Genomic DNA, 24,347 nt, shown 5'->3' with positions numbered 1-24,347 from the left:
GCAGGATCTTAGCGCAGCGGCAAGGCCGTGCATGTGCCAAAAGCTGGACTGGATGCCTTGCGTCGCGCGGCTTGATGGGGCACCGTGCGCGACTGCTGAATCAAAAGGATACAAATTCATGTCCCGCTCCCTGACCGGCGCCCTCGCCCACAGCTTCCTGGGCCAGTCGCCGCGCTGGTACAAGGCCGTCATCGCCCTGTTCCTGGTCCTCAACCCCTTGCTGCTGGCGACCCTCGGCCCGGTGGTCACCGGCTGGGTACTGGTGATCCAGTTCATCTTCACCCTGGGGATGGCGCTCAAGTGCTACCCGCTGATGCCCGGCGGGCTGCTGCTGGTCGAGGCACTGCTGCTGCGCATGACCACGCCCGAGGCGCTCTATGAAGAGCTGCAGCACAACTTCCCGGTGATCCTGCTGCTGATGTTCATGGTCGCCGGCATCCACTTCATGAAGGAGCTGCTGCTGTTCCTGTTCTCGCGGATCCTGCTGGGGGTGCGCTCCAAAGCTGTGCTCAGCCTGCTGTTCTGCGTGCTGTCGGCGTTCCTTTCGGCGTTCCTCGATGCCCTCACCGTGACCGCGGTGATCATCAGCGCGGCGGTGGGTTTCTATGCTGTCTACCACCGGGTCGCCTCCGGCACCAACCCACGCGAGGAATCGGCGCTGGACAGCGACCATCAGGTCGAGCAACTGCACCGCGAAGACCTCGACCAGTTCCGCGCCTTCCTGCGCAGCCTGCTGATGCATGGTGCAGTGGGTACCGCCCTGGGCGGCGTGTGCACCTTGGTGGGCGAGCCACAGAACCTGCTGATCGGCCATGAGATGGGCTGGCACTTCGCTGACTTCTTCAGCAAGGTCGCGCCGGTCTCCATGCCCGTGCTGGCAGCAGGCCTGGTGACCTGCGCGCTGCTGGAAAAACTGCGGCTGTTCGGTTACGGCACGCTGATGCCCGAGCGCGTGCGCCAGGTACTGGCCGCCTATGCCGCAGAAGACGACGCCGCACGCACCCAGGCGCAACGTATCGCCCTGGTGGTCCAGGGCCTGGCCGCGCTGATCCTGATCGTCTGCCTGGGCCTGCACATCGCCGAGGTGGGGTTGATCGGCCTGCTGGTGATCGTGCTGATCACTGCCTTCACCGGTATCACCGACGAACATCGCCTGGGCCGTGCGTTCCAGGACGCCATGCCGTTCACCGCGCTGCTGGTGGTGTTCTTCGCCGTGGTTGCGGTAATTCACCAGCAGCAGCTGTTCAGCCCACTGATCGCCTGGGTGCTGGCCCTGCCCAGCGAGCAGCAGCCGGGCATGCTGTACCTGGCCAACGGCCTGCTGTCGGCGATCAGCGACAACGTGTTCGTCGCCACCATCTACATCACCGAGGTCAAGCAAGCCTTCCTCAATGGCGCGATGAGCCGCGAGCACTTCGAGACCCTGGCGGTGGCGATCAACACCGGCACCAACCTGCCCAGCGTGGCCACACCCAACGGCCAGGCGGCGTTCCTGTTCCTGCTCACTTCGGCGATCGCGCCGCTGATTCGCCTGTCTTACGGGCGCATGGTGTGGATGGCCCTGCCCTACACCGTGGTCATGGGTGGGCTGGGCTGGTGGGCGGTGACCTACTGGCTGTAGAGTGCGCGCCTTTGGAAAGTCCTCGGGCAGGGGCGTCACGCGCCCTGCCCACAAGGATGAGGCAAGCAATGGAGCAGTCGAAGCATGATTCTGGTGGTCGAAGGGATCAGCGCCTGTGGCAAGACCACTTGGTGCGCCCAGCATGGAAAGCAGCATGTCGTTGCTGAACATGGACGTTTCGCCAACGTGCCGGAGCGCCTGACGGACCCGGTCGGCGTGGCGGCATTTTGGGCGGAGCGCAACGTGGATCGCTGGCAAGCGGCGCTGGCGATGGAAAGTGCCGCGACACGGGCGGTGTGCGACAGTGACCCGCTCAAATTGCACTACATCTGGAGCCTGTGGCAGATCGGCGAGGCAAGCGAGCGTGACTGGCACCTGGAGCTTGCCGCCACTCGGGAGACGATCGTGCAAGGGCGCATCGGCTTCGCCGACCGTTACCTTGTCGGCCGTATCGACCCTCGCCTGGCGCGGGCACGTGCCCAGGCGGACAGCACCCGCCGACGTAGCGGCTTCGAGCTGCATGTGCGCCTGCAACCGGCGCTGATGACGTGGTACTCGGCCCTGGAAAAAGTGCTGCCCGGGCGTGTTCACTTTGACTTCCCCACGCAACCTCCAGCCATGGAGAACCTCTCAGCGCGCTATTCGGTCGCCGCCTTCGACCAGATGATCGCATCGCTGCCAGGCCGCCCCTCCCTCCAGCCTTGAGCACAAGGCTCGCCGACAACAACCATGCCCTGTAGGAGCGGCCTTGCGCCGCGAAAGGGCCGCAACGCGGCCCCAGGATCTCAGTGGCGCCTGCGAGATTGCAGGGGCTGCTGTGCAGCCCGTTCGCGGCACAAGGCCGCTCCTACACAGCCGTCCATATCCGGCTATCTTTCAGTGCTCCTGTCGATTTCAGCTCGCGGCGTTCGACTAACCCTCAAACAACCGAGGAGGTCCACCCATGCGCAAGCTCATCGTTGCCGCCTTCATCACCCTCGACGGCGTCATGCAGGCCCCCGGCGGGCCAGAGGAAGATACCAGCGGCGGCTTCACCTACGGCGGCTGGATCCCGCCCTACGCCGACGAAGTCTTCGGCCAGACCATGCAGGCGCTGTTCAGCGAGCCCTTCGAATTGCTGCTGGGGCGGCGCACCTACGACATCTTTGCCGGGTACTGGCCACAGCAGGGGCAAGATTCGGCGAATAGCCCGCTCGCAGACCTGTTCAACAGCGTCCCCAAGCACGTCGCCACCCACCACCCCGAATCGATTGCGTGGCACAACAGCCATGCCTTGGGCCAGGACGTGACCGCGGCGGTCAACAGGCTCAAGCAGCAAGATGGCGCTCACCTGCTGACCCAGGGCAGTGGCGAGCTGGTCCGCCAGTTGCTGGCCGCGGGCCTGGTGGATGAGCTGCGCCTGCTGATCCACCCGTTGCTGCTCGGGTGCGGCAAGCGCCTGTTCGGCGACGATGCGCAGGCAGCGGCATTCACCTTGAGGGAATCGGTCGTCTCACCCAACGGTGTACTGATTGCGCACTATGTGCGCAGTGGCGATGTACGCACCGGCAGATTTTGAACAATGACCTCACGCAACAGAGCCACAACATGATCCAGATCCGTCCGTGGGCAGTCGCCAACATGACGCCAGGTATATGATCGGGGTCCCGCCCCGTCCCGTACCGGAGATACCTCGCATGCTGCCCACCGCCTCCTCCCTGCACAGCGCCCGCCGGGTCAGGTTGCAAGTACTGCGCGGGCGGGTCGGCCTTGGGCTGGTGGCCGGGCTGTCGGTGTTGGCGGGCATGACCGATGCGATCGGCCTGCTGGCATTGGGGGACTTCGTCTCGTTCATGAGCGGCAACACTACCCGTCTGGCCGTGGCGATCAGCCAGGCGGACTTTACCCTGATGCTGCGCCTGGCCCTGGCGATCCTCAGCTTCGTGCTGGGTAATGCCATGGGTGTGCTATTGGCCCGGCAATTCCGGCGACGGGCCTCGCCATTGCTGTTGCTGGTCGCCGCGCTGCTTGCCTTCGCCGCCGCCTGGCCCGGGACGTCGACCTTCGCGGCGCTGGTCACGACGATTCTCGCCATGGGCATGCTCAATGCCGTGGTCGAACAGGTGAATGGCCTGCCCATCGGCCTGACCTACGTGACCGGGGCGCTTTCGCGGTTCGGGCGCGGGCTCGGGCGCTGGCTGTTGGGCGAACGTCGGCATGGCTGGCGCGTGCAGCTGGTGCCGTGGAGCGGCATGCTGCTGGGTGCGGCGATGGGGGCCTGGCTGGAACAGCGGCTCGGGTTGCGGGCGTTGGCGGCCAGCTGTGCCCTGGCCTGCCTGTTGGCCCTGGTGACGCGGTTCATCCCCAGGGCCTGGCAGTTGGGCTACATGCCCCGATGAGCGGCCAGGCCCTGTGGGAACGGGTTTACCCGCGAATACGCCGGTGAGCCCACCTTCGCATTCGCGGGTAAACCCGCTCCTACAGGCACCGCGCCGAGCACCGCAGGAACCGGCCATGCCGGCGCCCACGGTGGGTGTCGATCAGCCCTTGGTGGTCAGGCCGTCAACATGGCCTTCGACCGTGACAGGGCCGACTTTCAGCTTGCCGTTGTCCAGCGAAACGCTCGGCACACCACCCTCGGGCAGCTTGGGCAGGTCCAGCGTGGCCTTGACCTCATAGCCCAGCGGTTTCACCTCGGCACCGATCTGTGTCCCGGCCTGCTCGACACCCTTGCCTTCCAGCGCCAGGTTGCGCTCACTGGCAATGTGCGACGACTCCTTGGTCGTGGCCTTGCGCATGAACTCGCCCTGGGCGTTGAACGATGGCGTGTAGTCGAAGCCGGCCTTCTCCTGGCCCTCCTTGTCCTGGCCCTCTTTCACCTTGCCCGGCTTGCCAGCCAGGCCCGCGCCCAGATCAAGACGAACCGACGTGGTGGTGTCCTGCCGGTCCTGGACCGTCAGCCCACCCGCCAGCTTGCCGCCGACCTGTTGGCCATCGACCCGTGCGCCGCTGAGCTGCGCCGTGCCAGCACTGTTCAGCGTCACTTCGCCAGCGGTGATGTGGCTGTTCTGCTGGGTGACGCCTTGCAGGTAGTCGACGTGCACCTTGCCACCCAGGTCGAAATCTTTCGACGTGGTGACCTGTTGCCCGGCATCCGCTGGCGTGTTGCGGCTCAGGTTGCTGCCGGCCTTCAGGTCGACGCCCCAGTTGCCGCGGCTCTGGGTGGACTGCGCCGACTCCAGCACCAGGCCGCCCTCGCCTGCCGCCACGTTGACGCCCACCGCGCCGACCTGCGTACCCTGCAGGTGCACCGACTGGCCTTCCAGGCCCACAGTGCCACGGCTATCGAGCTGGCCACCGGTCAGGGTCTGCGAGCGTTCGTTGGTCTGCCCCACATTGAAGTTGCCGCCCAGCTTGCCAGTCAGGTCACGGCCTTGTTCACCGGTGGCTGCCTTGCCGCCGAGGTTGAGGCCGCCGCCCAGGTGGCTGCCGGTGACGGTACGGGTGTCGCTGGCCGCTTGCAGGTCGAGCGCGCCACCAGCCTTGACCTCGACCGGGCCGCCCGCGTCGATGCGCGTACCTTGTTGTACCTGGCCACCACCGCTACTCAGCTGCACCGAGCCACTGCCCTTGACGCTCGCCACCTGGGCCTTGCTGTCAACGATGTGCTCACCGGCATGGTCGAGCTGGAACCCGGCCCCCAGGTCGATCTTGTCGCCTACCGGCAAGGTACCCACGGTCAGCGACCCGCTGCCACCGAGGCTGCCGGTGTCGCGACGCTCATGGTTGTTGGCCTGGTCCAGGGCCAGCTTGCCACCGGTGTTGACGGCCACGGCGCCCTGGCCGCCGTCGAGGCGGCTGCCTTCGAAGCGGGCATCGCCACCGACCTGGATGTTCAGGCCCTGGCTGCCGGTGTAGCTGCCAACCACGGCAGTGGACTTGTCTTCAGCCAGGGACTTGCTCCCCCCCGAACCGTTGGCGGTCACGTTCAGGTCCTCGCCGGTCTTGGTGTAGACCCGGGCAGACACATCGGCGGTCACCTGCTGCTCGGTGCGGCTGTGGGTGTTGCTGGCCGCCTCGGCCTGCAGCGAGCCCGCCTTGACGCTCAGCACGCCACCGTTGGCGTTGTACTGGGTGCCCTGGTCCTTCACTGCGCCGGCCACGTTCAGCTCGACGCCCTGGCCATTGAACTGGCCGACCACTGCGGTGCCGGTCTGTTCGCTGCGCTGCTCGCTGGCATGCCCGACGGCCAGGTCGACGCCCAGGTTCGGTGTGCCCAGCTTGCCCAGGGCGTCGGTCAGCGAGGTCTTGCCGTCCAGTACATCCTTGACGTCCTTGAGCGGCAGCTTGCCGTCGAGCGCATCCTTGACCGAGACCTTGCCATCGACCACATCCTTGACCACGCCTGCGATCGGCCGGGCGATGTCCTTGTACTCGACGTTGACGCCGACATCCGCCGACCAGTCGCTCTGCTGATGGCTGCTGCTGGTGGTATCGCTGGCCGCGCGGTTCTCCACCTGGTTGGCGGTAACGCTCAATTTGCCGGTGCTGTTCACCTGCGCCCCTTCACTGGCCAGGGTGTCAGCCTTGATCGTCAGCTTGCCAGCGCTGTCCACGCCGGTGGTCTTCGCGGTCGTCGTGCTCGAGGCGTCCTGTTGCGTGCCATGGGCGAAATCGACCCCGGCGCCCGCGCGATCGAGGCCGGCGGTGAGGTAGACACCCCCTGAAGTACGGCTGCTGTCGCTGGATTCACTGTGGCGATCCTGCTCGGCGAGCAACGACACCTGCTTGCCGGTCAGGGTGGTGTCGCCGGAGGTGGATTTCACCGTCGCCCCCTTGAGCGCCAACTCGCCACCGGCATTGACCTGCACCTCGCTGCCACTGAGGCTCGAACCCTGCTGCTTGACGTCGGTGCGGGTCGCCCCTTGCTGCTCGCTGACATACCCCACGCCCGCACGGTATTGACCGGAGCCAGGCGCCGTCTCCTTGGCAGAGGCCACGAAACCTCGATTGCTGCTGGCACTGCTTTGTTCACGGGTGTCCTGGGCCGAGATGACCTTCACATCGCCCGCCGCCTCGGCGTTCAGCGTACCGCTGGCCTTGACCGTCGAGCCGACCACATCGATGCCTTCAGTGCTGTTCAGGCCGACATTGCCACCGGCTACCAGCTCGCTGCGCACCGAGGTGCTTTCCCGGGTGTTCTGCTTGGCTTCGTTGTGGCTGACGCCGAAGAACTTGCTCTGCTGGTTCTGGCTGTCACGTTGGTCGGTGCGCGAGGCGTTGTTGATCTTCACCTGCTTGCCGTCGATGCGGATGTCCTTGCCGCTGGTCAGCTGTGCGCCCTCGGCCAGCACCGCCGCCTTGGCACGCAGTTCGATGTCGCCACCCTTGAGCTGGCTGGTGACGCTGCGCTGCTCTTCGTTGCGGGTGTCCCAGTCGGCCTTCCAGAAACCCTTGGTGTGCTTGCCCTGGTCGGTCTGCACATGGCGTTCGGTGGCGGCGGTCACGCGCAGGTCGGCACCGCTGGTCACGCTCAGGTGGCCCGGCGCCTCGACGCTGGCGGCATTGAGCTGCGTGTCCTGCCCCGATTTCAGCTGGGCGTCGCGCCGGGCCACGACCTGGGTGCCGTGCTCGCGGGTTTCGCTGTCGGTCTGGGTGCGCTGGTAGGTTTCCCAGTCGATACCCAGCGCGCCGCTGCGCCAGTTCTCGCGTTTTTCCTGGAGCTTGCGGCTTTGCACGGTGCTCAGGGTAAGGTTGCGCCCGGCGTCGAGACCGACGTCGCGTGCGCTGACATCAGCGGCGGCCAGGGTCAGGTCCTGGCCGCTGCGCAGCCCGACATCGCCCTGGCTGCTGTGCACGCCGGCACGGGTCGCCTCCAGCTTGTCGGCCACGGCCGCGCCGCTGATGTTCAGGTCGCCGGCCGAATCGATGCGCACACCATCACGCCCTTCGACCTGCACCGCGCCGACCCGCACGCCCGCGCCCTGCGCCGTGCTGACGATGTTGATGCGCCCGGCCTGCATCGCGCCGAACAGGCTGGCGTCGATGCGCTGCTCGGTGGTGCTGGCGCTTGGGTCGACGTGGGTGACTTGCCCGCTGGCGTAATCCACCTGCTGGCGACCCGCGGTCAGGTTGAGCTGGTCACGCGCATCCAGGCGCCCCTGGCTGTCGATGCGCGGGGCGATCAGGTTGACCGAACCACCATCGTTACGCAGCCCACCACCCTGCACCTGCAGTTGGCCGCTGGCGTCCTGGGTGCCCAGGCTCTTCAGCTTGCCCTCGCTCAGTTCGGGCCGGCCGACCACCAGGCTGGCATTGGGCGTGTTGATGAAACTGGCGCCGTTGACCGAGATGCCATTGGGGTTGGCCAGCACATAGTCGGCGGCGCGGCCGAAGATTTCCTGGGCGCCGTTGATGGCCGACGGGTTGCGGCTGACCACTTCGTTGAGGATCACGCTCGCCGCCTGGCCCTGGAACTGCGGGTTGGCCGCCAGTTGGCCGGCGAGCTGGGAGTTACCAGCCTGCAAGGCGTTGTTCAGCACCAGGCCCTGGCGGTCGACGTTGTAGTCGAGGAACTGGTTATGGGACAGCCCCGCGCCATTGGGCGCGACGATATTGACGATGGGCACGCCGCCCTGAGTCTGCAATTGCGCCGTGCCACCGGGGCCGGGCGCTACGACCACGCCCTCGGCCAATGCCTGCGGCAGGCTGGCGACGAGGAACAGGCTGGCAATCGCCCAGCGCAGTTTGCCCTGCGGCGAAAGGTGGAAGGCAAAGGTGTGCTTTGGCATAGGTCACTCTCCATGTAGGTGCTGCAATTCACTGCGCGATCGCGGTCAGATCTGCAGGCCGGCCCGGAACAGCCAGACTTCGGGTTCGTGGCGCAGGCCACTGGGCGTGGTCAGGCCACGCTGGTAGTCGACATCGATCTGCAGGGCCTTGTAGCCCAGGCTCAGGCCGACACTGGCACCGCTCAGGCGTTGGCTCGAGGCGCCGTGGTCGGCCTTGATCCAGCCGTGGTCGAGGCCAATGCGCGGGGTGATCGCAAAGGGCCCGTCATGGCGCAGGGGCAGGCGCAAGGTGTTGCGCCAGACCGCCCCGCTGGCCCCGGACACGCTGTTGACCCGATAGCCGCGCACGGCGGAATCGTCGGTACCCAGCAACTGCTCGATGGCGGGCAGCGGGTCGGGGCTGTATTGCATGTTGAGTTGGCTTTGCCATTGCCAGGCCTGCCCGCCAAGCTGGCCGTTGCGCCACTGGCCGAGGCTGGCGCGGTACTTGTGGAACTGCGCCTTGGGCAGGTCACCGTTCAGGCGCCGGCCATCGTCGTCGGCGCCGAGCCAACGCAGGCCCTGGGCATAGTTGACGTCGAGGTTCCACACGGCGCGGTCGAGCCAGAACAGGTTGAGCCCGGCCTCGGCCACCGTCAGGGTCGGGCTCTGCACATCCAGCCGCACCTTGGCGAACTCCGTGTCGACCTCCTTGTGCGCCAGCTGCAGGTTGGCGCTCAGCTGGTGCTGCTGGTCGCGCCACAGCACACGCTCACTGCGCAGGCTGAGCTGGTCGGTGATGCCGGTGCTGTGCAGGGTGACGCTGCTGAGCTTGAACGGCGAGCGGTACTCGGCATGGCTGGCGAACAGGCTGAAGGTCCAGTAGCCGTAGGGGATGGCGTAGTAGAGGCTGGCATTGCGGCTGTAGCGGTCGCCCTGGTTGAGGGTGTCGCTGGCGCTGAGGCTGAGCAGGTCGTTGAGCGCCAGCGGGTTGTCCAGGCTCAGGCTGAGCACCTGGCGGTCGCGACCGGTGCCGGCGCTGCCCAGGTTGTCCAGGCCCAGCCCCACGGCCACCCGCGGCTGCCCGGCGCTGCGCGGGCGCAAAACGATGCGCGAGGCGCCGGGCTGGCTGCCTGGGGCGATATCGGCGGTCAGGTCGACCGAACGCAGGCGGTTGAGCTGGTCCAGGCCCTGCTCCAGGTCGCGCAGGTTCAACGGCTCGCCCAGCATGCCGGGGAAGGCGCCGGCCAGGGACACCGGCAGGCGTTGGTCGGCCAGTTCGATGGCCTCCAGGTAGCCTTCGTCGACCAGGATGTCCAGCGAATGCCCTGCGGCGGGAGCGCTGCTCAGGTAAGGCCGGCTGGCAATATAGCCCTTCTCGACATACAGCGCGGTGAGGGTTGCCAGCAGGTGATTGATCTGGCCCACCCCCATGCAAGGGGTGATCAGGGGTTCGATACGGGCGTTGAGCGTGGCGCGGTCGATCAGCGTGACGCCACCGACGCGCACGCCAGCCAGGGGCCAGCATTGCGCATCCGGGGTCACGGCCTGGGGCGCCTGCGGTGTCGTCGCCGAGGGGCCAAACGCGCCGCGTTGCAGTTGTCGACGGCGTTGTTCCAACTGCAACTGTTGCAGGTCGGTCTGCTGCTGTTGCTGTTGGCGCAGCACTTCCTGCCCCGGGGCGACGGTTTCGGCGTGGGCAAAACCGGCACACAGGCACAGCCACATGGCAGGCAACAACCGGCTGGGCGTGGCGGAACGGCGGGACAAGGCAGGCAGGTACAACATACAACACCCATTCGGACAGAACTGCACAACTAACGCATTCAGGCAGTCGGATTTTTTAACTTTCCGGCGTGCCTACTTCAGGTTATCGGCCCTCGTCTTGAAACTTGAGAACGTTCGAAAAATTGGCGTCATTAGTTCGACGATTAGTTGCACATCATTTTGATAGCAACCTACGCAAACCCACCTGCCTCGCAGGTTTCATAAAACACGAAATGAAGATTGTCGGACAATCCAGCAAAAGCAGCGTACTTGCTTTCAAATAGACACGAATCACCGGGCAACAACTTTAGAGTGGGATTCGAAGAGGGACGGTCATCAAGACCATTACGCGGGGAAGTTGCAGTACGGGGCGCCAGGCGCCCCATCATGAAAAGTTGATCAGGCCGTCTGCCGACGCATCGCCAGGATCGCCGCGCCAAACCCGATGAAGGTCGAGCCCACCACCCGGCTGACCCAGCGCGACAGCGACGGGCGGGTCAGTACACCCTTGGCCCGTGCGGCAAGGGCGGCGTACAGGCTCAGGGAGGTCAGCGACAGCAGGATGAAGATCCCGGTGAGGATCAGGAACTGCGGCAGCAGCGCCGCGCCCTGGTCGATGAACTGCGGGAACAGGGCGGTGAAGAACATCGTCGCCTTGGGGTTGGTGACCGCGGTCAGGAACGCCGACTTGTACAATTTCAACGGCGTCGGCCGGCGCTTGCCCGTGCCCTCCTCCATGCCCTCGACCAGCATCGGGCTCTTCTTCAACAGCTGCCGCGCACCGAGGTAGAACAGGTAGCCGGCGCCGATGACCTTGACCGCGTTGAACAGCATTTCCGAACTGGCCAGCAACGCCCCCAGCCCGAGCATCGCGGCGGCCGACAGGCAGAACAGCCCGGTGGCGTTGCCCAGCGACGACCACACCGCGCTGCGTTGCCCGTGGGCCAGGCTGTTGTTGATCGCCATGAGCGTGGCGGGGCCTGGGCTGGCGATGGCGATCGCGGCGACCAGGGTGAAGGCGAGAAGCGAGTGAGTGTCCATGTTCAGGCTCGTGCAAGGCTACGGAACCCGCATCATACAACGGAGCCATGATGAAAAGCGGCGACCCTCGAACAATGCCACGTCACCCGCGAATGCGTCGGCGAACCCACTACCGTCTTCGCGGGTAAACCCGCTCCTACAGATGCCCCACAGCACCACCAGACACCAGAAATGCGCCATGATGCCGCCCTGTGATCGATAACAAAAAAAGGAACTACCGATGTCCCGCCTGGATTGGCTCGAACACCAAATGGCCCATTGCGACACCTTGGCGCAATGGCTGCACCAACAGTTCCACTACGAGTTCCAGGATTTCCCCTTGCCAGCCTGGCAACGCGAGTTCGCCGAGGGGCAGCGCAATGGCAAGTGGAAGTGCCTGGTGGCGCTGGACGGCGACCGCTTGCTGGGCAGTGCCGCACTGGCCGTCGACGACCTGCCCGAACGACCGGAGCTTGGGCCCTGGCTGGCTTGTGTGTTCGTCAGCCCGCAGGCACGTGGCCAAGGGCTCGCCGAACGGTTGATCGAAGGGATCTGCAAGCACGCCCGTGACAGCGGGGTCTCGACACTGTACCTGCATACCCATGACCAGCACGCCTATTATGCCAAGCGTGGATGGCGCCTGGTGGAGCGGTTCGAGGCATGGGGCGAGGGGCAATGGCTCATGTCTCGTGACCTTGCCGCCACTGCCCCCTGACATGCCATGCCCCCTGCGCTGGCCACTGCCCTGGGCTGACGGGACTGGCCCTTTCGCCGGCAAGGCCGGCTCCTGCAGGTATGGCGCGGCCCCACGGGCACTGCTTGCGCATTCCGCCGAATTGCTTGCCTGATCCTCTCGACCTGCGGGGTGTACCGGTTCCGCAATGATCCCCCTGTGCTAGCGTTTCCGGATTGGGGAACAACGTATTCCCCGGCCGCGAAACCAACCGATGATCAGCAGGTGAGCCCATGGAACTACGCATCAACCAGCAGACCTACCAGGTCGAGGCCGACGCCGACACGCCCTTGCTCTGGGTGATCCGCGACGACCTGGGCCTGACCGGCACCAAGTACGGCTGCGGCCTGGCCCAGTGCGGCGCCTGTTCGGTGCTGGTGGACGGCAACGTGGTACGCGCCTGTGTCACCCCGGTGGCCGGCGTGGTCGGCCGCGAGGTCACCACCATCGAGGCCATCGAGCAGGACGCGGTCGGCAAGCGCGTGGTCGCCGCCTGGGTCGAGCACCAGGTGGCCCAGTGCGGCTACTGCCAGTCCGGCCAGGTGATGGCGGCCACCGCGCTGCTCAAGCACACCCCCAAACCGAGCGATGCGCAGATCGACGCGGCCATGGTCAACCTGTGCCGTTGCGGTACCTACAACGCCATCCATGCCGCCGTGCATGACCTGGCCCAAGGGGAGAACGCCTGATGAACGCGCGTATCGATTCCCCGGACGACCTGCTGCGCCTGCGCCACGGCGAAACCGTCAACCTGTCGCGCCGGCGCTTCCTGGCAGGCACCGCCATTGGCGCGTTGGTACTGGGCTTTGGCTTGCCACTGGGCTCGGCACGGGTCCAGGCAGCCACCGCCACAACCGAACGCGGCACCCAGGTGCCGGCCTTCCTGGAAATCCGCCCGGACGGCAGCGTGCACCTGCTCAGCCCGTTCATGGAAGGCGGGCAAGGCATCAATACCGCCATGGCGCAGATCATCGGCGAGGAGCTGGATGCCGACCCCGCCACCTTCGTGGTCGACAGCGCGCCACCGGGTGAAGCCTACGTGGTGATGGAGAACGGCTGGCGCATCACCGGCGGCAGCATGTCGGTGCGCATGAGCTACCCGACCATGCGCCGCCTCGGCGCCCTGGCCCGGGCCATGCTGCTGCAGGCAGGCGCCGCGCAATGGGGTGTTCCGGTCAGTGAACTGACCACGAAGCCCGGCAAGGTGGTCCACACGGCGTCGGGCCGCGAGCTGGGCTATGGCGAACTGGCCGGCAAGGCCATGGACCTGCCGGTACCGGACCCGGCCAGCGTCACGCTGCGCGACCCCGGCCAGTTCCGCTGGATCGGCAAGCCGGTGCAGCGCCTCGACGCCCACGACAAGTCCACCGGCAAGGCGATCTACAGCATCGACATCAAGGTCGACGGCATGCTCCACGCCGCCGTGCAGCACGCGCCACGCCTGGGCATGACCGTAAGCGGCCTGCGCAACGAAGACCAGGTCAAGGCCATGAAAGGCGTGCACTCGGTGCATCAACTGCCCGGCGCGGTGGCGGTGGTCGCCGAGCGCTGGTGGCACGCCAAGCGCGCCGTGGAAGCGCTGCAGGTGGACTGGCAAGCGCCCGGCGCCGACAGCCAGGTGCGGCCGATGCCCGCCGACTTCTCCAGCGACGGCTGGCGCGACCACCTGGCCGCGCAGACCGGGCCAAGCCGCGACGAGGAAAACGACGGCGACGTCGCCGCCGCCCTGGCTGGCGCCAAGACCACGGTCGAGGCCACCTACCACAACCAGTTCCTCAACCATGCGCAGCTGGAACCGCCCTCCGCCACCGCCCGCTTCAACCCCGACGGTTCGCTGGAGGTGTGGCTGCCCAACCAGGCGCAGGACATGTTCCGCGACGACATCGCCAAGCGCACCGGCCTGGATCCGGCACGGATCACCCTGCACTCGCCGTTGCTTGGCGGCTTCTTCGGCCGGCACTTCCTGTACGACTCGGCCAACCCCTACCCGCAGGCCATCGCCCTGGCCAAGGCCGTGGGGCGGCCAGTGAAACTGATCTGGAGCCGGGAGGAGGAGTTCTTGCGCGATGCCATGCGCCCCATGGCCGTGGTCAAGTTCCGCGCCGGGCTGGACGACAAGGGCCTGCCGGTGGCCATCGAGGCGGTCAGCGCCACCGAAGGCCCGACCGAGGCCATCGCCGGCAAGCAAGGCGACAAGGTCGACCCCACCGCCCTGGAAGGGCTGTCGGGCAAAGCCTACGCCATCGCCAACAAGCGCATCGCGCAGATCTACGTGAAGGGCCCGGCCATGCTGGGTTACTGGCGCTCGGTGGGCAATTCGCTGAACGACTTCTTCTACGAATCGTTCCTCGACGAACTGGCCGACAAAGGCGGCCACGACCCCTTCGAACTGCGCCTGCACCTGCTGCGCGACAACCCGCGCCTGACCACACTGCTGCAGGCGGTGGGCGAATTGTCCGGTGGCTGGAAGCGCGGCCCGTTCACCGCCGAGGACGGCAGCAAGCGCGCCCGCGGCGTGGCCATGGCCTCGCCGTTCGGCTCTGAAGCGGCGGTGATCGCCGAAGTCTCGCTGGAGGGCGGCCAGGTCAAGGTGCACGACATCTGGCAGGCCATCGACCCGGGCAGCATCGTCAACCCGGCGATCATCGAGGCGCAGGTCAATGGTGCGGTATCCCTGGGCTTGTCCCAGGTGCTGCTGGAAGAGGCAGTGTGGCTGAACGGCATGCCACGGGCGCGCAACTACGACTTGTACCCGGTGCTACCGCCGTCGCGCATGGCCCGGGTGCATGTGCGCATCGTCGAAAGCGGCGCGAAGATGGGCGGCATCGGTGAACCGCCGCTGCCGGCCGTGGCGCCCGCGGTGGCCAACGCCGTGGCGCAGCTGACCGGCCAACGCGTGCGCAGCATGCCCCTGAGCCGCCATACCTTCAGCTGACACGACAAGGAATGCCCAATGAGCAATAGCCGATTCGCCAGAGCCGCCGGCTGGCTGGCCCTGCCGTGCCTGGTCGCGGCAGGCCTGCTGGCCTGGTATGTCACCCGCGAGCCCGCCTCGCCGTTCCCCCCTGGAGAAAGCGCCGATGCGGCACTGGTCAGCCGTGGCGAATACATCGCCCGCCTCAGCGATTGCGTGGCCTGCCACAGCCTGCCCGGCAAGGCACCGTTTGCCGGCGGGCTGGAGATGGCCACGCCGCTGGGGGCGATCCATGCCACCAACATCACCCCCGACCAAGAGCACGGTATCGGCGGCTATAGCCTGGCCGACTTCGACCGCGCCGTGCGCCATGGCGTCGCACCGGGCGGGCGACGGCTGTACCCGGCCATGCCCTACCCCTCCTACGCCAAGCTCAGCGACGAAGACATGCGGGCGCTCTATGCGTTCTTCATGAAAGGCGTGCAACCGGCTGCCGAAGCCAATATCCCCAGCGCTATTCCCTGGCCGCTGAACCTGCGCTGGCCCATCGCCCTGTGGAACGGCCTGTTCGCGCCAACCACGCCCTATGCACAGAAAACCGAACAGGATCCGCTGTGGAATCGCGGCGCCTATATCGTCCAGGGCCCCGGCCACTGCGGCAGTTGCCATACCCCGCGCGGCCTGGCCTTCAACGAGAAGGCCCTGGACGAATCGGGCACGCCCTTCCTGGCCGGCGCCCTGCTCGATGGCTGGTACGCGCCCAGCTTGCGCCAGGACCACAACACCGGGCTGGGCCGCTGGAGCGAAGCGCAGATCGTGCAGTTCCTCAAGAGCGGGCGTAATCAGCATGCAGTGGTGTACGGCTCGATGACCGAGGCGTTCAACAACTCCACGCAGTTCATGGCCGATGACGACCTGGCCGCGATCGCCCGCTACCTCAAGTCGCTGCCCGGCGACCCGCAACGTGACGGTGCACCGTGGCAGTACCAGGCGGTATCTGCGGGCCTCGACACGCCGGGGGCACATACCTATGCGACCCGCTGCGCCAGCTGCCATGGCCTGGATGGCAAGGGCCAGGCCGAATGGATGCCGCCGCTGGCCGGCGCCACCTCGATGCTGGCGAAGGAGAACGCCTCGGCGATCAACATCACCCTCAATGGCTCCCAGCGCATCGTCGCGGCCGGCGTGCCGGACGCCTATCGCATGCCGGCGTTCCGCGAGCAGTTGTCGGACCAGGAGATCGCCGCGGTGCTGAGTTTTGCCCGCGCCACCTGGGGCAACCAGGGGGGCGCGGTGGACACCCAGGCGGTCGGCAAGCTGCGCGGCCATACCGACCCGGCCAGCAGCAGCCCGATCATCCTGCACATGCGCTGACCTGCAGACAAACGAGGACACCATGGAAAGCATCGACCTGCTGGTCCTGCGCACCACCCACGACTGGCTCCAGGCCGGCCACCGCGTGCTGCTGGCCACCGTCGCCCGCACCTGGGGCTCATCGCCCCGCCCGGTCGGCTCGATGATGGCCCTGCGCAACGACGGCCGGGTAGTCGGCAGCGTATCCGGCGGTTGCATCGAGGATGACCTGATCCACCGCTACACCACCGCCTATGGCGGCGTCGGACTGCCGGAAGGGCCGCCCGAGGTGATCCGCTACGGCGTCAGTGCCGATGAGGCCCACCGCTTCGGGCTGCCCTGTGGCGGCACGCTGGAACTGGTGCTTGAGTTCAGCCCCGCGGCGGCCCCGCTGCAGCAGTTGCTCGATCAACTCGACAACGGCAACCTGGTGCGTCGACGCCTGGCACTGGCCGATGGTACGACCAGCCTCGAAACCACCGCCACACCGGAACAGTTCAGCTTCGATGGCCAGCATATGATCAATACCCTCGGCCCCGGCTACCGCATGCTGTTGATTGGTGCCGGCGCGCTGGCCGAGTACCTGGCGACGATGGCACTGTTCAATGGTTTCAAGGTAGCCGTGTGCGACCCGCGGCCGGAACACTTGGCCACCTGGTCGGTCACGGGCGTGGAGTACCTCAAGGGCATGCCGGACGATGTTGTCCGTGAATTCAGAGCCGACCTGCGCACCTGCATCATCGCTGTCAGCCACGACCCGAAACTCGACGACCTGGCCCTGCTCGAGGCCTTGCACAGCCCGGCCTTCTATATCGGCGCCATCGGTTCGCGGCGCAACAGCCAACTGCGCCGCGAGCGGCTGATCGAGCATTTCGGCGAAAGCGAAGCCTCGCTCGAACGCCTGCACGGCCCCATCGGCATCTATATCGGCAGCAAGACCCCGGCGGAAATCGCGGTCAGCGTGATGGCCGAAGTGCTTGCGGCGAAGAACGCCGTCAGCTTGCCGGGCACGGTCAACGTGTCCCGGGCGAAGAGCGGGCTTGAAGGCATGCATCTGTAGGATGCCAGCCTTGCTGGTGAAGAGGTCCACACCGATCCGCGATCTACACCGCCCCTGTTCACCAGCAAGGCTGGCCCCTACACAAGAATTTGGGCCGTTGCTCCCGTTCTGCCTGCCAGTGGCTATGCTTCACCTCGCAAAACCCACCGGTATCGACCACAAGGAAGACAGGCCCATGAAATCCACCCGCTCCCTCGCTCGTGCCATCGCGCTCGCTTCACTGATGTCCGCCACCAGCTTCACCGCCCAGGCCGCCGAACTGCCCATCGCCAGCGAAGCGCTGGAAAGCCACGTCACCACCCAGGTGACCGCCATCGACCTGGCCAACCGTCAGGTGACGGTCAAGGGCCCCCATGAGAAGGACGTGACCTTCCAGCTCACCGAAAAGGCCAAGGCCCTGCCCAACCTCAAGGTCGGCGACCAGGTCGACATCTATGTGACCCGGGCCATCGCCTATGTACTGGACACCAAGGTGGGGGGCGCGCCGAAGGCCAGTGAGGAGTCCGGCACCATACGCGCCACCAAGGATAACCCCAACCCCGGTGGCGAGGCGTTCCGCCAGGTGCGGGTCACCTCGAAGATCGAAAAGATCAACCTGAAGACCCACGAAGTCACCCTGCTGCCGCCCGAGGGCAAGGTGCAAGTGGTCAAGGTCGAGAAGCCCGAGCTCCAGGCCCGCATGAAGAACCTCAAGGTCGGCCAGACCGTCGACGCTATCTACACCGAAGTACTGCGCGTGGAAACCTCGCGCTAGATCCCCTCGCCCAGGTGGCGGGGTTGCCTGTAAGGTGGGCCCCCACGGCCCACTCAAAGGAATGCCCGCCATGATCACCTGCCACCTCAAGTACGTCATCGACCCGTACCAGCTCCCGGCCTTCGAGGCCTACGGCAAGCTATGGATCGACCTGGTCAACCGCATGGGCGGTGTGCACCATGGCTACTTCCTGCCCAGCGAAGGCGCCAACAACATCGCCTACGCGCTCTTCAGCTTCGAAAGCCTCGCGACTTACGAGCAATACCGCACAGCGTCGCAAACCGACCCTGAGTGCATCGCCGCCTTTGCCCTGGCCGAGGAGCAGCGCTTCATCCTCAGCTACGAGCGCAGTTTCCTGCGCCCGATGCTTGGTTGAGCACGATAGAGGTCAGCGCTGGGCGCCGTGCTGGATGACGATCGAGTCGGTGCCGAGCTTGGCCATGACTTCTGCTTTGCGCGCGTCGGCCTCGGCCTTGGCCGGGAATGGCCCCATCAGCACCACCGGCTTGCCATCGCGGTACTCGACCCAGGACGGGATGCCCTTCTCGATCAGGCGCGCGGTCATGTCGGTCAGGGCGCCCATGTTCGGGCCCTGGATCACCTCGACATCCCAGCCTTCCGGTGCCGGCTGCTCGGCCAGCGCCTCGGCGCGACGCTGCAGGTCGGCGCCACCGCAAACCTCGCGGATGCGCAGGTTATTGCCGGTTTCGTCGATGAGGATCTCGTACTGGCCGTCATGCTTGATCGCCACGTAGCTGCGGTAGGGCTCGTATTGCCCGGCATCGTCCTTGCCACGCACCTGGCCACAGATCGAGCCCTGCGTGTCGAAACGCACGTTGGCGAACTTGGCCGTCTTGGGGTTGTGCAAGTGTTCGGCCACCTGCTTGTGCACACCCTCGACTTCGTTGTTACAGCCTGCCAGGGCCAACATCGCCATTACCACCGCCAGTTTGCGCACGCCTGTACCTCCAGATTCGAAGGGGCGGATTCTAGCATGGCGGGAGGGGATTGCCGGGGATAGGCGGCGAAGGTGGAAGGTTGCAGCGTGTGTCCGCGGCAACGGGATCGCGGAAAGCAAAAAGGGCGATCCTTTCGGATCGCCCTCTTCTGATTTGGTAGGCACAATTGGACTCGAACCAACGACCCCCACCATGTCAAGGTGGTGCTCTAACCAACTGAGCTATGTGCCTGTCGTGTGGTGCGCATATTAGTGATCAGATGCACACCTGTAAAGCGTTTTTTTCAAAAAAATCAAAAACTTTGCGAAACAGCTTCACGCGGCCTCTGCCTGGGCGCACGCAGAACATGGAACCCTGTAGGAGCGGCCTTGTGCCGCGAAAGGGCTGCGCAGCGGCCCCGACAGTTTTTGCCTCGGCGCTGAGCTCCTCGGGCTGCATTGCAGCCCTTTCGCGGCACAAGGCCGCTCCTACAGGTATTTCGCAAGGCCCGATGCTTTGTGGAAGCCAGAATGCAAAAAGGGCGACCCTTGCGGATCGCCCTCTTCTGATTTGGTAGGCACAATTGGACTCGAACCAACGACCCCCACCATGTCAAGGTGGTGCTCTAACCAACTGAGCTATGTGCCTGTCGTGTGGGGCGCATTCTACGCGATCCAAAACCGGTGTCAACCGTTTTTTTCACGCTAACTCACTGAATCTTAAAATATTTATAGAAAGGCCAGGTTAAAGGTGCCCGTAAAGGATTTTCACCGGACGACTAGCGGGTGTTTATTATTATTGATAGCATCGGTACATTCGTTAAAAATATAAAACACGAGGTTCCTCGAGCATGGCCAACACCCCCTACCCCCAGTCCTACTACGCCGCCTCGGCCAACCCGGTGCCGCCACGTCCGGCGCTGCAGGGTGAGGTGGAAACCGATGTGTGCATCATCGGTGCCGGCTACACCGGCCTGTCCAGCGCCCTGTTCCTGCTGGAGAACGGTTTCAAGGTGAGCATCGTCGAGGCCGCCAAGGTCGGCTTCGGCGCCTCGGGCCGCAACGGCGGCCAGATCGTCAACAGCTACAGCCGCGACATCGACGTCATCGAACGCACCGTCGGCCCCAAGCAGGCGCAACTGCTCGGCCAGATGGCCTTCGAAGGCGGGCGCATCATCCGTGAGCGCGTGGCCAAGTACAACATCCAGTGCGACCTGAAGGACGGCGGCGTGTTCGCCGCGCTGACCAGCAAGCAGATGGGCCACCTGGAATCGCAGAAACGCCTGTGGGAACGCTTCGGCCACAACCAGCTGGAGCTGATGGACCAGAAGCGCATCCGTGAAGTGGTGGCTTGCGACAGCTATGTCGGCGGCATGCTCGACATGAGCGGCGGCCACATCCACCCGTTGAACCTGGCCCTGGGCGAAGCCGCCGCGGTCGAGTCGCTGGGCGGCATCATCTATGAGCAGACCCCGGCCGTACGTATCGAGCGTGGCGCCAACCCGGTAGTGCACACCCCACAAGGCAAGGTCCGCGCCAAATTCATCATCGTCGCCGGCAACGCCTACCTGGGCAACCTGGTGCCGGAACTGGCCGCCAAGTCCATGCCATGCGGCACCCAGGTGATCACCACCGAGCCGCTGGGCGAGGAGCTGGCCCGCACCCTGCTGCCGCAGGACTACTGCGTCGAGGACTGCAACTACCTGCTCGACTACTACCGCCTGACCAGCGACAAGCGCCTGATCTTCGGCGGTGGCGTGGTGTACGGCGCGCGCGACCCGGCGAACATCGAGGCGATCATCCGTCCGAAGATGCTCAAGGCCTTCCCGCAACTGAAGGACGTCAAGATCGACTACGCCTGGACCGGCAACTTCCTGCTGACCCTGTCGCGCCTGCCGCAGGTTGGCCGTATCGGCGACAACATCTATTACTCGCAGGGTTGCTCGGGCCATGGCGTGACCTACACCCACCTGGCGGGCAAGGTGCTGGCCGAGGCCCTGCGCGGCCAGGCCGAACGCTTCGACGCGTTCGCCGGCCTGCCGCACTACCCGTTCCCGGGTGGGCAGATGCTGCGTGTGCCGTTCAGCGCCATTGGTGCCTGGTACTACAGCCTGCGTGATCGCCTGGGCTTCTAAGCTGACAATCGGGGCCGCTTTGCGGCCCATCGCGGCACAAGGCCGCTCCTACAGGGGGAATACGGTCTCCATGTGGGAGCGGCCTCAACGCCCCAGGCTGTTGACCGCCTGCTTCGCCGCGATTTCCTGCCCCGCGCGGGCCAGCTCATCGGCCGCCTGCAACCAACGCTGGCGATCCACCTGGGCCGGCACCTGCCGTGGCGACTGCACCAATACCGCCCAACTCCCCTCCTTCGCCCACGCCGACTCGAAGTCAGCGAAGCTCACCAGCTGGCGACGATGCATGCCCGAACGCAGCAGCACACGCTGTTTGTAACGGTCAAAACCGATCAACACCGCATAGCGCGTCTCGCTCCACCAGGCCGATCCCTCCTGGTAGCGCACCAGCACCGGATACCCCGCGGCCACCTGCGCCAGCAAGGCATCGATGCGCTTGTCCAGGGGATAGACGACCATGCCGTACTCGCGGGCCACCCGGGGGATGCCGGTGTCCAACCTATCTGCGGCCTTGGGCAGGCCCAGCGAGTTGTCCAGCAGGCCTGGGGTGATCGGCGCGCCTTTCTGCGACAGTACGGCAGCCAGGGCCATCGAACCGCTGTGATTGGCGTTGCCGCGGTAGAACGGCACGCTGCTGATCTCGACCCGTTGCGGCAGGCTGTTGAGCGATGCCGGCGGTGCACTGGCGCAACCGGACAACGCGGCAGCCACCAGGCAAGCTGCCAGCAGGCGGCGTGGGCCGCGGATACGGGACTTGGGGGAATGTTGCAACATGGGCACTCGCTTGTTCCGATGCCAGGCAGGCGACGCCCGGCCCTGGGCACAGATCATAGGCGTCGGGCGCCTGCGGGTATAGCCCGGCACGGGCTTGGAACGAAACGGCCCAAGCACTAGACCTTCGGTCAATGGAACGTCACAGGCGTCGCGCTAGACTGAAGCTGTGTCTGGACGGCAAGCACGGCTTGCCGGAGAGAAGGAGGCACACATGAGCCTGACAATGGCAATTCTCATGCTGGTCGGCATGTGGCTGAGCGTAGCGGCCGCCATGCTCTGGGGCGTGCTGCGCATCGTGCGGCGGCATTCCCACCCTCACCACCGGCCCCCTCAAGCCCTGGCCAAACCGCAGCCAGTGCGCCGTGTGCGGCGCCATGCCGGGGCACATTGACGGCAACGAGCTTCGAGCCAAGAACGACAAGAGGGGGCCAATGGCCCCCTCTTGTCGTTCACGTGCAGCTTGCCGCGTGATTACCCTTCAGCGGCCTCACGCTTCAAGCGTGCCCGACGCGCCATGATGTTGAGGATCTCGATCGCGGTCGAGAAGGCCATGGCCGCGTACACGTAGCCCTTCGGTACATGGGCGCCGAAACCTTCGGCGATCAGGGTCATGCCGATCATGATCAGGAAGCCCAGGGCCAGCATCACCACGGTCGGGTTGTCGTTGATGAACTTGGCCAGCGGGTCGGCGGCCACCAGCATCACGATCACGGCGCTGATCACGGCGATGATCATGATCGGCAGGTGCTCGGTCATGCCCACGGCGGTGATGATGCTGTCGATCGAGAAAACGATGTCCAGCAGCAGGATCTGGAAGATCGCCGCGGTGAAGCCAATGGTCACGGTGCTGCCGACCTTGGACTCTTCCTTGGCGCCATGGGGGTCGACGCTTTCGTGGATCTCCTTGGTCGCCTTCCACAGCAGGAACAGGCCACCGGCGATGAGGATCATGTCCTTCCACGAGAAGGTGTGGCCGAACACTTCGACCACAGGCTCCGTCAGCTGGACGATCCAGGCCACGGTGCTGAGCAGCGCCAGGCGCATGATCAGGGCCATGCTGATCCCGATGCGGCGGGCCTTGGAACGGTACTCCTCAGGCAGCTTGTTGGTGAGGATGGAGATGAAGATCAGGTTGTCGATGCCGAGTACGACCTCCATGGCCACCAGGGTGGCGAGGGCAACCCAGGCGGTGGGGCTTGCGGCGAGTTCCAGCAAATATTCCATGGGTCAGTCCTGCTCTCAGATGTCCTGGGTGTCTTTCTTGTCGTCTTCGGCCTTGGCCTTGTCGCCATCGCTGCCAATAGCCTCGCTCAGGGCCTCCTGGGCGGCGTCGTTGGTCTTGTCGATGGCCTGCTTGGCAGTTTCCGCCGCCTGGTCGAGCATCTGCTGGGCGGATTTCTCGGCCTGGTCGCAACCGGACATGGCGAACAGTGCCAGTGCCAGCACCAACGGTGTACCAATGGATTTGAGTTGTAGCATGGGGTCCTCGCTTGTCGAATGCCGTGCGGCGCGTCATGCGCCTGATGGGGTGGCATTCTAGTGAGACTGAAACATCCGGAAAATTCGTATTTTCAGCGTATATACTTCGGTTTTTACGAATATGGACATGCCATGCTCAACTACCGCCAGCTCCACTATTTCTGGGCCGTGGCCAAGACCGGCAGCATCGCCCGCGCCAGCGAGCAACTGAACCTCACCCCGCAGACCATCAGCGGCCAGATCAGCCTGTTCGAGCAAACCTGGAACCTCGAACTGTTCCAGCGCGTCGGCCGCCAACTGGAACTCACCGAAACAGGACGCCAGGCACTGGTCTACGCCGAGCAGATGTTCCAGATCGGCGGCGAGCTGGAAGCCATGCTGCGGTCCGGGCCGCAGGAACAGATACTGTTTCGCGTGGGGGTGGCCGACGTGGTGCCCAAGTCCATCGTCTATCGCCTGCTGGCACCAACCATGGAGCTGGACGAGGTGCTGCGCATCAATTGCCGCGAGGACAAGTTCGAGCGCCTGCTCGCGGACCTGGCGATCCAGCGCCTGGACCTGGTGATCTCCGACAGTCCGATGCCCAGCCACCTGGACATCAAGGGCTACAGCCAGAAACTCGGCGAATGCGGCCTGAGCTTCTTCGCCACCCACGCCCTGGCCGAGTTGCTCGACAAGCCCTTCCCCGCCTGCCTGGACGACGCGCCGCTGCTGATCCCCGGCCAGGAGACCGTGGTGCGCAGCCGCCTGCTGCGCTGGCTGGCCGAGCAGCAGGTGCAGCCACGTATCGTCGGCGAGTTCGACGACAGTGCGTTGATGCAGGCGTTCGGGCAATCCGGCAGCGGGATCTTCGTCGCCCCCAGCGTGATCGCCGAAGAGGTGTGCCGACAGTACGGCGTGCGCCTGATCGGCCAGACCGAGGCGGTGAACGAGTCGTTCTATGCCATTTCGGTGGATAGGAAGGTCAAGCACCCCGGAATTATCGCAATCACTGAAGGCGCCCGGCGGGAGCTATTCAACTGGTAGCGCCTTGCATGCAACCTGTAGGAGCCGG

At 65.4% G+C, this 24,347-nt stretch carries 21 protein-coding genes and 2 tRNA genes; 14 read left to right on the top strand and 9 right to left on the bottom strand.

Annotated elements, in window-relative coordinates:
- Window positions 1-118 precede the first annotated feature (118 nt).
- The 4 genes from nhaB (at window position 119) to NGM28_RS03385 (ending at window position 3,999) form a co-directional block, all read left to right on the top strand.
- Complete coding sequence (gene nhaB / locus NGM28_RS03400) at window positions 119-1,621, top strand: sodium/proton antiporter NhaB (RefSeq protein ID WP_240063364.1); 1,503 nt, start codon at window positions 119-121, stop codon at window positions 1,619-1,621.
- Window positions 1,622-1,705: 84 nt separating this feature from the next.
- Window positions 1,706-2,326 (top strand): hypothetical protein, encoded by a 621-nt coding sequence (locus NGM28_RS03395; protein WP_252088683.1) that lies wholly within the window; start codon window positions 1,706-1,708, stop codon window positions 2,324-2,326.
- 238 nt (window positions 2,327-2,564) lie between these two features.
- Window positions 2,565-3,179, top strand: a complete 615-nt coding sequence (locus NGM28_RS03390) for a dihydrofolate reductase family protein (RefSeq protein ID WP_252088682.1) — start codon at window positions 2,565-2,567, stop codon at window positions 3,177-3,179.
- Window positions 3,180-3,297: 118 nt separating this feature from the next.
- Complete coding sequence (locus NGM28_RS03385) at window positions 3,298-3,999, top strand: YoaK family protein (RefSeq protein ID WP_252088681.1); 702 nt, start codon at window positions 3,298-3,300, stop codon at window positions 3,997-3,999.
- A 141-nt stretch (window positions 4,000-4,140) separates the two neighbouring features.
- Here the strand turns inward: NGM28_RS03385 and NGM28_RS03380 are convergent, their stop codons facing one another.
- From NGM28_RS03380 to NGM28_RS03370, 3 genes are all read right to left on the bottom strand, one after another.
- Window positions 4,141-8,391, bottom strand: coding sequence for a hemagglutinin repeat-containing protein (locus tag NGM28_RS03380; protein WP_252088680.1), 4,251 nt, complete (start codon window positions 8,389-8,391; stop codon window positions 4,141-4,143).
- A gap of 45 nt (window positions 8,392-8,436) precedes the next feature.
- Window positions 8,437-10,158, bottom strand: a complete 1,722-nt coding sequence (locus tag NGM28_RS03375) for a ShlB/FhaC/HecB family hemolysin secretion/activation protein (RefSeq protein WP_252088679.1) — start codon at window positions 10,156-10,158, stop codon at window positions 8,437-8,439.
- A 378-nt stretch (window positions 10,159-10,536) separates the two neighbouring features.
- The gene (locus NGM28_RS03370) at window positions 10,537-11,178 is read right to left on the bottom strand and encodes a LysE family translocator (RefSeq protein ID WP_252088678.1); all 642 of its coding nucleotides are present in this window, start codon (window positions 11,176-11,178) and stop codon (window positions 10,537-10,539) included.
- 220 nt (window positions 11,179-11,398) lie between these two features.
- On the opposite strand from NGM28_RS03370, the gene NGM28_RS03365 reads away from it, so the two are divergent.
- The 7 genes from NGM28_RS03365 (at window position 11,399) to NGM28_RS03335 (ending at window position 18,347) form a co-directional block, all read left to right on the top strand.
- Window positions 11,399-11,872 carry a GNAT family N-acetyltransferase gene (locus tag NGM28_RS03365; protein ID WP_252088677.1) on the top strand — a complete coding sequence of 158 codons (474 nt, stop codon included), beginning with the start codon at window positions 11,399-11,401 and terminating at the stop codon, window positions 11,870-11,872.
- Between the two features lie 251 nt (window positions 11,873-12,123).
- A complete protein-coding gene (locus tag NGM28_RS03360; RefSeq protein ID WP_213660616.1) occupies window positions 12,124-12,579 on the top strand; it encodes a (2Fe-2S)-binding protein in 456 nt (151 codons plus the stop codon).
- Window positions 12,579-14,825, top strand: coding sequence for a xanthine dehydrogenase family protein molybdopterin-binding subunit (locus NGM28_RS03355; protein ID WP_252088676.1), 2,247 nt, complete (start codon window positions 12,579-12,581; stop codon window positions 14,823-14,825). The genes NGM28_RS03360 and NGM28_RS03355 overlap by 1 nt, the downstream gene beginning before the upstream one ends.
- Before the next feature lie 18 nt (window positions 14,826-14,843).
- Window positions 14,844-16,178 carry a c-type cytochrome gene (locus NGM28_RS03350; RefSeq protein ID WP_252088675.1) on the top strand — a complete coding sequence of 445 codons (1,335 nt, stop codon included), beginning with the start codon at window positions 14,844-14,846 and terminating at the stop codon, window positions 16,176-16,178.
- A gap of 22 nt (window positions 16,179-16,200) precedes the next feature.
- A complete protein-coding gene (locus NGM28_RS03345; protein ID WP_252088674.1) occupies window positions 16,201-17,217 on the top strand; it encodes an XdhC family protein in 1,017 nt (338 codons plus the stop codon).
- 175 nt (window positions 17,218-17,392) lie between these two features.
- Window positions 17,393-17,971, top strand: coding sequence for a hypothetical protein (locus NGM28_RS03340; protein ID WP_213660612.1), 579 nt, complete (start codon window positions 17,393-17,395; stop codon window positions 17,969-17,971).
- Between the two features lie 70 nt (window positions 17,972-18,041).
- A complete protein-coding gene (locus NGM28_RS03335) occupies window positions 18,042-18,347 on the top strand; it encodes an NIPSNAP family protein (protein ID WP_213660611.1) in 306 nt (101 codons plus the stop codon).
- 12 nt (window positions 18,348-18,359) lie between these two features.
- On the opposite strand, the gene NGM28_RS03330 is transcribed toward NGM28_RS03335, so the two are convergent.
- From NGM28_RS03330 to NGM28_RS03320, 3 genes are all read right to left on the bottom strand, one after another.
- Entirely contained in the window at window positions 18,360-18,929 is a 570-nt protein-coding gene (locus NGM28_RS03330) for an SPOR domain-containing protein (protein WP_252088673.1), read from the bottom strand.
- Between the two features lie 155 nt (window positions 18,930-19,084).
- Window positions 19,085-19,161 (bottom strand) — tRNA-Val (locus NGM28_RS03325).
- A gap of 319 nt (window positions 19,162-19,480) precedes the next feature.
- A tRNA-Val gene (locus tag NGM28_RS03320) sits at window positions 19,481-19,557 on the bottom strand.
- A gap of 202 nt (window positions 19,558-19,759) precedes the next feature.
- Here NGM28_RS03320 and NGM28_RS03315 point away from each other — a divergent pair.
- Window positions 19,760-21,043: an NAD(P)/FAD-dependent oxidoreductase gene (locus tag NGM28_RS03315; RefSeq protein ID WP_252088672.1), complete on the top strand. Its 1,284-nt coding sequence runs from the start codon at window positions 19,760-19,762 to the stop codon at window positions 21,041-21,043.
- An 84-nt stretch (window positions 21,044-21,127) separates the two neighbouring features.
- Here the strand turns inward: NGM28_RS03315 and NGM28_RS03310 are convergent, their stop codons facing one another.
- Window positions 21,128-21,871 carry a peptidase C39 family protein gene (locus tag NGM28_RS03310; RefSeq protein ID WP_252088671.1) on the bottom strand — a complete coding sequence of 248 codons (744 nt, stop codon included), beginning with the start codon at window positions 21,869-21,871 and terminating at the stop codon, window positions 21,128-21,130.
- Between the two features lie 154 nt (window positions 21,872-22,025).
- On the opposite strand from NGM28_RS03310, the gene NGM28_RS03305 reads away from it, so the two are divergent.
- On the top strand, window positions 22,026-22,205 hold the full coding sequence (locus NGM28_RS03305) for a hypothetical protein (protein ID WP_240063347.1): 180 nt from the start codon (window positions 22,026-22,028) through the stop codon (window positions 22,203-22,205).
- A gap of 80 nt (window positions 22,206-22,285) precedes the next feature.
- Here the strand turns inward: NGM28_RS03305 and NGM28_RS03300 are convergent, their stop codons facing one another.
- Complete coding sequence (locus tag NGM28_RS03300; RefSeq protein WP_240063346.1) at window positions 22,286-23,038, bottom strand: TerC family protein; 753 nt, start codon at window positions 23,036-23,038, stop codon at window positions 22,286-22,288.
- A 15-nt stretch (window positions 23,039-23,053) separates the two neighbouring features.
- On the bottom strand, window positions 23,054-23,293 hold the full coding sequence (locus tag NGM28_RS03295; RefSeq protein ID WP_248919658.1) for a hypothetical protein: 240 nt from the start codon (window positions 23,291-23,293) through the stop codon (window positions 23,054-23,056).
- Window positions 23,294-23,425: 132 nt separating this feature from the next.
- Here NGM28_RS03295 and nhaR point away from each other — a divergent pair, with 132 nt between their 5' ends.
- Window positions 23,426-24,319 (top strand): transcriptional activator NhaR, encoded by an 894-nt coding sequence (nhaR, locus tag NGM28_RS03290; protein ID WP_240063344.1) that lies wholly within the window; start codon window positions 23,426-23,428, stop codon window positions 24,317-24,319.
- Window positions 24,320-24,347: the final 28 nt, after the last annotated feature.

The sequence above is a fragment of the Pseudomonas sp. MWU13-3659 genome (genome assembly GCF_023757525.1).
Taxonomy (GTDB): Bacteria; Pseudomonadota; Gammaproteobacteria; order Pseudomonadales; family Pseudomonadaceae; genus Aquipseudomonas; species Aquipseudomonas entomophila_E.
Note: the sequence above shows the minus strand (reverse complement) of the source record. Positions and strands in the feature narration are given on the sequence as shown.